The following is a 7,428-nucleotide window of genomic DNA, read 5'->3' as shown; positions in this document are numbered from 1 at the left end:
CGGCCGCAACCGGCCGGGGCGACCTCGACAAGTCGCTGGTGGCGTACGCACGCAGACACCGCCGCCAGCTGCGTGGCCACCAGTCCCTGGCCGCCGACTACGCCAAAGCCCGTCCGTTCAATCCCGGGGAGCGGCTGATGTTCTCGGCGGCAGCGCGCGATGAGCCGATGGCGCGGCACATCCATCTGTTCGCATCCCGCCTGATCGGTCCGCTGCGCTTCTTGAACCCCGTGGCGCTGGCCAAGGCTGCGGTCGTCAACATCAAGCACCGCGGGGCGACTCGCGGCTCCGGGCATGCGGCCGGATCATCCTGACGCCGGCCCGGGCGGTAGCCGGTAGCACCATTCGTAGCTCGGGTGGGGGACGCCGGGCGGGTACTCGAAGTCGACCTCGCCGAGGCATTCGAGTCCCGCCCGGCGGCAGACCCCGTTGGAGGCCGCGTGGTCCGTGCCCGGGAAAGCGTGGAGCGTGGTGCGGGTGCCGTGGGTGCGGACGTACGCCAGGAGTCCGGTCAGTGCGGCCACCGCCAGCCCCCGCCCCTGGAACTCGGGCAGGATCCCCCAGCCGGCCTCGTAGACCGGCTCGCCCCGCCAGTCGCGCTCCCAGAAGCCGACGGTGCCGACGCTCTCCCCGGAGGGTTCCAGCACCACGCGGAACATCCGCCCGGCGGCGGGCTCCCGCGCGCTCATGGCCTCGTACCGGCGCTGCCGGTCGACCAGCTTCTGTGGGGACTCGGGGCCGCCCAGGTACCCGGTCATCGCGGGCTCGTTCTTGCGCTCCAGGAGCCAGAAGTCCCCGTCGCCCCACGGCTCCAACCGCACACGTTTCTCCATGGGGCTCACATTATGCGGCTGGGCGTGCGGTGGCCCAGGAGCAGACCGAGTGGTTGATCACTTCCCGGTACGATGGGGTTCCGTAGTCCTGGACGCGGCTGACGGCGGTCACCGGCCCCAGTACGCCTCCTGACATCACGCCGCTGCGTCGGGGGACCAGCCATCAGGTCGCGCGTCTCCAGCCGGGTGTCACCCATGGGAAAGAATTCGCTATGACCGAGCAGGCGCTGGAGCGCATCGCCGGATACGAGCGCCGGTTCAACACGCTCTTCGAGGAGTACTTCGACGCGCTGAGCACCCGGCTCGATCCCCCGAAGTTCAGCCGTTTCGCCCCGGAATGCCTGGATTTGCTGCGGGACCTTTCCCTCCGCGGCGGGAAACGGATGCGGGTCGTCCTGCTTCATGAGGCAGCCGGCCTGGTCACTGCCGATCCGGTCGAAGGACTGGACGCCGCAGCGCTGAGTATCGAGCTGCTGCAGACCCACGGTCTGGTGCACGACGATCTCATAGATGACAGTCCCACCCGCCGGGGCGGCCCCACCACCTACTACGCCTACCGCGAGCGCTTCCCCCGCCACCCGCAGACGGCCCTTGGTCTGACCGTGCTCGCGGGCGACCTCGCACTCGCCCTGTCCCTGCAGGTACTGCTGGACGCGAAGGTCCCCGTCGCGATGCGGCAGGCCATGGTCGAGGCACAGACGCGGGCGGCAGCCGACACGTTCCTGGGCCAGATCATCGACCTGGAGCGCGACTTCACGGCCACCCCGGACGAGGACGTCCTGCACTGCGTGGCCGATTACAAGTCCGCCCGCTACTCGATCCTCCTGCCCCTGCAACTCGGGCTGTTGGCCGCGGGGGAGCAGCCGGCGCACTTCGAGCAGGAACTGCGCCAGTACGCACGGCTGGTCGGGATATGCGGGCAGATGCGCGACGACTATCTCGACCTGTTCGGCGACGCGGCCACCATGGGGAAGCCGACCGGTATCGACATCCGCGACGGGAAGCACAGCTACACGGTCAGCGCGCTGCTGTCCTCGGTGAGCGGCGCCGATCGCGGGGTGGTGGAAGCCGCCCTCGGCGACCCGTCCTGCACGCCGGAGACCATCGACGCTGTCCGGGAGATCGCTGAACGCTGCGGTGTGACGGTCAGGATGCAGACCGACATGCGGCGCTGCGCGGAGCAGGCTTCAGCGGTGGCCGCCGGCTGGCGGCCACGGTGGCGTGAGGAGGCGGTCACCTTCTTCGAGCGCGTGCCGCTGTGGAGCGTCCAGTGAGCAGTCCGAGAAAGCGGTCGGGGCCCCCGCGGCGAAGCTGAGGGTCCGCGGTGACAGTCGGTCCGCCGTGCTCTGTCAGCCGGTGTGAAGGATCCGGAAGCGATCGGGTGCCGCCGGATCTCGATCCGCGACTTGGACTGGCGCCCAAGCCCATTGCCACACGCTGATGCCCGGCGTCCGGGAGAACCGGATCTGCCCGCGGGTGCCCTCGACTGCGACGTGCGGCCAGGCTTCGGCAGTGCGCGCCCGGTCCGCGCCGTGAGAACGCAGCACATCGGCGAGTACGACGACCGTGTCGTATCCCTCGAAGGCGACGAAGGAGGGCGCTACGGCCAGCCGCTCGCGCAGGGCCGCCCCGACTCGTGCACCGAGGGGGCTGAGGTGCTCGGGCAGGTAGCGCAGGAACGGTATCGCGGCGCCGTCGTCGCCCAGCAACGCCGCCCATTCGGCGAACTCCGGTTGCCCGGCCGGAGCACCGATCATGAGGTCGGCGAGGCGCTGGTCGCGGCGGACGGACTTGACGATCGGTACTGCCGGCTCCGGGTGGCCGACCAGAAGCAGGAGGGCTGTCGCGCGATGGCCGACGAGTTCTTCGCACACGGCCGTGGGGGAGAGCGCGCGCATGTCGAGTTCGATGACGGCGCCGCCGCGTGGAGTGAGGTGGTCCCGCAGAATGCCGGCCCCGGATGCCCAGTAGACACTCGACTCGGCGGCTACGGCGATTCGCCTGTGGCCCGCGCCGAGGAGGAAGTCTGCGTAGATCCGCCAGCCGTGGGACTGCGCGGGGGCGAGGCGCGCGACCCATGGCGTCGGCTGTTCGGTGAGCGCGTCGAGAACCGCTGACGAGCAGAGGAACGGCAGGCCGAGGGCGTCGGCCCTGGCGGCAGCGGCGCGAGCGACGACGCTGTGATACTCGCCTGCCAAGGCAGCGACGCCCAGGCGAGCCAAATCATCCACGGCCGCCGCGGCCTTCTGCGGATCAGCCGCGGTGTCCCGGACGACCAGCTCGAGTGGTCTGCCGAGGATCCCGCCCGCGTCATTGACTTCGCGCACGGCCAGCTCGAGTCCGGCGAGCAAGTGTTGGCCCGCCTCGACCCAGCCAGGCCGAGTCAGCGGAACGAGAGCGCCGATCTGGACGGCTGACCCGTCGGTCCGCGCCGTGCCGGTCGGCGATGGTGGCGTACTCATGCGGTGGCGTCTCCCGTGTGGTGATTCGGTTGCGGTGTGCCCGGATCACAGGGTGGCAAGGCCCGGCAGTACGCGTTCATCGCGTCCCGCCGTGGCGGGCGCACCTGGGTGACCATGCCGGACATTGCATCCACCGCCATCGCCGACGGGCAACCGATTTATCCGGTCGTTGAGCTGCCGGGCTTCCACGAATCCTGGTGGCGGGATAACGCCTGCCGCTGTGCGGCTGGGCCGGATTCGGGTTGTCCCACATCCCGGCGAACGCCGGAGCCGATGGCAGCATGGGCAGGGCCGAGGGCGAGGGAGCGGCGTGGGGGTCGGCCGGCGGCGGAGACGGCACCGGGCCTCCTCCCGGAGGAGGAGGCCTGACCGGGGCGCGGGTCCCGGCGGGAGAGGTGGGCGGGACCGGGGGCCTCGTCCACGCAGGCGATGTGCCGTACCAGGGCAGGTTCCTAGCCTCGGGGCATGTGATCACACGAAGCAGTCGACGCGCGGGATGCCGCCGACCCGGTGAACGCCCGGGGCGGCAGGACTGCCGCCCCGGACACCGCCTTCTGCGTCACCGACCGTACCCAGCAGCCCAAGGAGATCCGTGACCACCCTCAGCTCCGCCGCTCGCCGCGCCTGCGCCGTGAGCCTCGTCCTCGCCGCCTGCCTCACCACTTCCCCCGCCGTGGCCGCAGCCGCCTGGGCCCCGGCCCAGGAGGGCTCCGGGGCCGGGCTCGACCGGTACTACCGGCAGCACCTCGGCTGGGGCAGCTGCGTCAAGGGCTCCGACGACACGGCGGGCCGCGTTCTGGACGAGGCCGGTGTGCAGTGCGCGGACCTGACCGTGCCGCTGGACTACGCCGACCCCGCGGGGCGCACGATCACCGTGGCGGTGTCCCGGCTCAAGGCCACCGACACCCGCCACCGCATCGGCTCGATCCTCCTGAACAACGGCGGGCCGGGCGGACCCTCGGTCGAGTCACCGCCGGACGTCCGCAAGGCCATGAAGGACGTCGGCGCGCGCTACGACATCATCGGCTTCGACCCGCGCTTCGTCGGCCGCAGCACCCCACTGGACTGCGGCTGGCCCGTCGGGGTGGCCTGGTTCTCGGCCGGAACCAGCCGGGCGGGCTTCGACCGCCAGGTCACCCTGCAGAAGAGCCTGGCCGACAAGTGCCGCGCCGCCGGCGCGTCGATGCTCCCGCACATCACCACCCGCAACACGGCCCGCGACATGGACGTCATCCGCGGCGCGCTCGGCGAGCGGAAGATTTCCTACCTGGGCTACTCGTACGGCACCTACCTGGGCGCGGTCTACACGCAGATGTTCCCCGGCCGCTACGACCGGGTGGTGCTCGACGGGGCGATCGGCCCGGGCGACTACCGCCCCCGGTTGCTGAAGGGCTCCGAGCGCGAGAACGAGAAGGCGCTCTCCGACTGGGCCGCCTGGGCGGCGCAGCGCCACGACACCTACGGCCTCGGCCGCACCCGCGCCGAGGTGCTCGCGACCGTGGACCGCGTTGTCGCGGCGTCCGCGCGCGGCCCCCTGGCCGTCGGTGTCGGCGCCGATGCCTTCCGGCTCGACGACAGCCAGGTACCGGTCCTCCTTTTGACGGGCGTCGCGGACGACACCGACCCGACGCGGGCATCCCTCGCCGAGCAGCTGTCCGTACTGCACATGGCCGCACAGGGAGCGGCCCCGACCACGCTGTCACCGGGTTTCGCCGCGACGCTTCGGTACATGCTCCGCGGCGGGGCCGAGCCCTCCGGCGTGCAGCTCGCGATCCTCTGCGGGGACGTGGCCGCCCCGCGCGATCCCGAGCTCTACTGGCGGGACATCGAGCGCAGCCGGGCCGCGCACCCGCTGTTCGGTCCGCTGACCAACAACATCGGCGCTTGCGCCTTCTGGGACCGGCCGCGCGAAGAGCCCACCCGGGTACGGCGCGACGTCCCGGCTCTGATCGTGGCCGCCACCGGCGACCCGCGCACCACGTACAAGGGCAGTGTCGCACTGCGCAGCCTGCTGCCGAGCTCCAGGCTGGTCACCCTTGAGGGCGCCAACCGGCACGCCCTCTTCGGGCGCTACGGCAACACCTGCGTGGACAACGAGGTCAACAGGTACCTGGCCACCGGCAAACTGCCGACGAAGGATCTGACCTGCGTCAAACAGACCGGCCGAGGGTTGTCGCGCAACTGATCAGGTGAGCGACAGCCCTCGGTTGGGCCGCGAGGGATGTGTGCGTGATGGATCAGGCCGAGGCGCCGCGCCGGACCTCAGCCGACCTGGACCGTGACCGTACGACCCGGGGCCACGGCCGGGGTGACGTAGGTGTACGTCACCCCGTCCACCACCTTGGTGCGGGCCGGCTGGGCCACCCCGTCGACCTTGAGCGTGGCGTACGTGCCGGGGAAGCGCGCCTCCCAGGTGTAGGCGGAGCTGCCCGAGGCGTGGGTGAGCGAGGACTTCGTCGCCCCGTCGTGGCGCAGGGAGAACACCGAGTCGCCGACCCGGAGGTCGTCGATCCGCAGCCAGTCCATGCCCGACGGCAGTCGGGACTGCGTGCTCAGGGCGTGCGCGGGCGCGTTGGGAGCGACGCCCATCAGGCCTTCGACGGTCTGGCCGAGCAGGGTGAAGGAGACCTCGGGGTAGTCCCCGTTGGTGCCCTGCTTGGTGTTGACGTGCTGGACGTCCTTCCGGTCGTAGACGTGCTTCATCCACTTCCAGGCGGTGTCGTTGCGGTTGTTCCGGAAGAAGGTGTCCGGCAGGTAGGTCAGGGCCTCGATGTTGGTGGGCCGGTCCGCGCCCGAGGCCTGCGCGTCGATGTAGTCGAGGTAGGCGTCCCGGCGGGCGCCGGGGTCGACGATCTGCTTCATCGGCATGAACCAGCTGTTCTCCTTGCCCCAGCCGGTCAGGGCGCGCCCGTCCGTGGTGTAGCCGCGGACCATGTCCGCGCCCGAACCGGTGCCGCTCCAGGTCGAGTTGAAGTACGCCTTCAGGTCCCGTGCCTTGGCTTCGTAGCGGTCGGCGAGCGCGCAGTCCCCCTTGGCGCGGGCGAGGGAGGCCATCGCCAGGTACGCCTGGTACTGGGAGCCGATCGCGTCGCCGGCTTCGGCGAGCGGCTCGCCGCTCTGCTCGTTGTAGCTGGCGGTGCCCTGGAAGATGCCTCGGCCGGTGCCCTCGGCGACCTTGACCGCGCCGTTGTCCTTGAGCCCGTCGTGCAGGGTGACGAACTCGTCGGTGGCGTGCCGGTAGAAGTCCCACATGGTCGGGTCATCGAGGTAGGAGCGGTCGCCGCTCCAGCGGTACGCCTCCTCTGACTTCTGCACCAGCTCGAAGGTGGCGGGCACCTCGCGGACGAAGTTGGTGGGGCTCTTGTAGTCGATCGAGAGGTAGGTCGAGGCGTCGAAGTTGAGCGCCCACGCCGGGTAGTACTTGTGCGCGGCGGTGGCGGACGCGGCGAACGAGCGGAGCATGCTCTTGTTCTCCGCGTGCAGGCCGAGGACCCCGGCGCCGGCCACTTGGTGGGCCATGTCGCGGGAGTAGTAGCCGCTGCGGTTGGCGTAGCCGGCCCAGTAGGAGGCGGCGTACGTGCCGCTGCCGCTGCCGCCGGTGTGGTTCTCGTCGACGTTGAGCGGGCCCTGGGTGCCGGGGAGTTGGACCCAGCTGTTGGCCTTCCGCTTGGACCAGTCGAACATCTCGACGATCTTCGGATCGGAGGAGCTGATCCGGGGGTCCGCGGGGGAGGCGGGGGAGAGCATCAGGTCGTCGGCGTTGACCCAGCCGTCCCCCGACTCGAAGGCGATCTCGAGCGTGTCACCGGGTGCGAGGCCGATCCGGCTGAGCGTGTAGCGCCGGTAGTTGGAGGCGCTCGGCAGGGTCTGGGCCGCGGCGACCGTGCCGTTGACGCGGGCGACGTACCGGCCGTTCGGCCCGCCCGTCGCGATCCAGGCGGATATGTCGTACACCCCCCGCCCCGTGGCCGTCACGGTCTGGGACACCTTCATTCCGGGCCCGCCGTCGAGGTAGGCGAGCCGCGCCCCGCCGTGCGGGTAGTTCGTGGCGACCCCGGTACCGGCGGTGAACCGCCAGCCCGTGCCGCCCTGTTCGAAGCCGGGGTTGGCGACGGTGAGCGCGGCGGGAGCGG

5 protein-coding genes and 1 pseudogene are annotated in these 7,428 nt (G+C 70.9%); 3 read left to right on the top strand and 3 right to left on the bottom strand.

Annotation, left to right across the window (positions count from 1 at the left end):
• Window positions 1-314: pseudogene (locus ACFWB8_RS36140) on the top strand (NAD(P)/FAD-dependent oxidoreductase); the annotation flags it as partial.
• Here ACFWB8_RS36140 and ACFWB8_RS36135 read toward each other — a convergent pair.
• Window positions 306-833, bottom strand: a complete 528-nt coding sequence (locus tag ACFWB8_RS36135; protein ID WP_385237294.1) for a GNAT family N-acetyltransferase — start codon at window positions 831-833, stop codon at window positions 306-308. The pseudogene ACFWB8_RS36140 and the gene ACFWB8_RS36135 sit on opposite strands and share 9 nt — an antisense overlap.
• Before the next feature lie 212 nt (window positions 834-1,045).
• Between ACFWB8_RS36135 and ACFWB8_RS36130 the strand changes: the two genes are divergently transcribed.
• The gene (locus tag ACFWB8_RS36130; RefSeq protein WP_385237291.1) at window positions 1,046-2,107 is read left to right on the top strand and encodes a polyprenyl synthetase family protein; all 1,062 of its coding nucleotides are present in this window, start codon (window positions 1,046-1,048) and stop codon (window positions 2,105-2,107) included.
• Window positions 2,108-2,182: 75 nt separating this feature from the next.
• Here ACFWB8_RS36130 and ACFWB8_RS36125 read toward each other — a convergent pair whose 3' ends face one another.
• Window positions 2,183-3,295, bottom strand: a complete 1,113-nt coding sequence (locus ACFWB8_RS36125; protein WP_385237288.1) for an ABC transporter substrate-binding protein — start codon at window positions 3,293-3,295, stop codon at window positions 2,183-2,185.
• A gap of 592 nt (window positions 3,296-3,887) precedes the next feature.
• On the opposite strand from ACFWB8_RS36125, the gene ACFWB8_RS36120 reads away from it, so the two are divergent.
• Window positions 3,888-5,480, top strand: coding sequence for an alpha/beta hydrolase (locus tag ACFWB8_RS36120; RefSeq protein ID WP_385237285.1), 1,593 nt, complete (start codon window positions 3,888-3,890; stop codon window positions 5,478-5,480).
• Between the two features lie 77 nt (window positions 5,481-5,557).
• Here ACFWB8_RS36120 and ACFWB8_RS36115 read toward each other — a convergent pair.
• The coding region (locus tag ACFWB8_RS36115) for a hypothetical protein (protein WP_385237282.1) at window positions 5,558-7,428 on the bottom strand (1,871 nt) is incomplete at its 5' end.

The sequence above is a fragment of the Streptomyces sp. NPDC060031 genome, from assembly GCF_042736805.1.
Classification (GTDB): domain Bacteria; phylum Actinomycetota; class Actinomycetes; order Streptomycetales; family Streptomycetaceae; genus Streptomyces.
The sequence above is the reverse complement of the archived record's forward strand: the minus strand, read 5'-3'. Positions and strand labels throughout refer to the sequence as shown.

Bases quoted from the DNA above. Each gene is read 5' to 3' on its own strand.
- ACFWB8_RS36135 (WP_385237294.1), bottom strand. From the start codon at position 833: ATGGAGAAACGTGTGCGGTTGGAGCCGTGGGGCGACGGGGACTTCTGG.
- ACFWB8_RS36130 (WP_385237291.1), top strand. From the start codon at position 1,046: ATGACCGAGCAGGCGCTGGAGCGCATCGCCGGATACGAGCGCCGGTTC.
- ACFWB8_RS36125 (WP_385237288.1), bottom strand. From the start codon at position 3,295: ATGAGTACGCCACCATCGCCGACCGGCACGGCGCGGACCGACGGGTCA.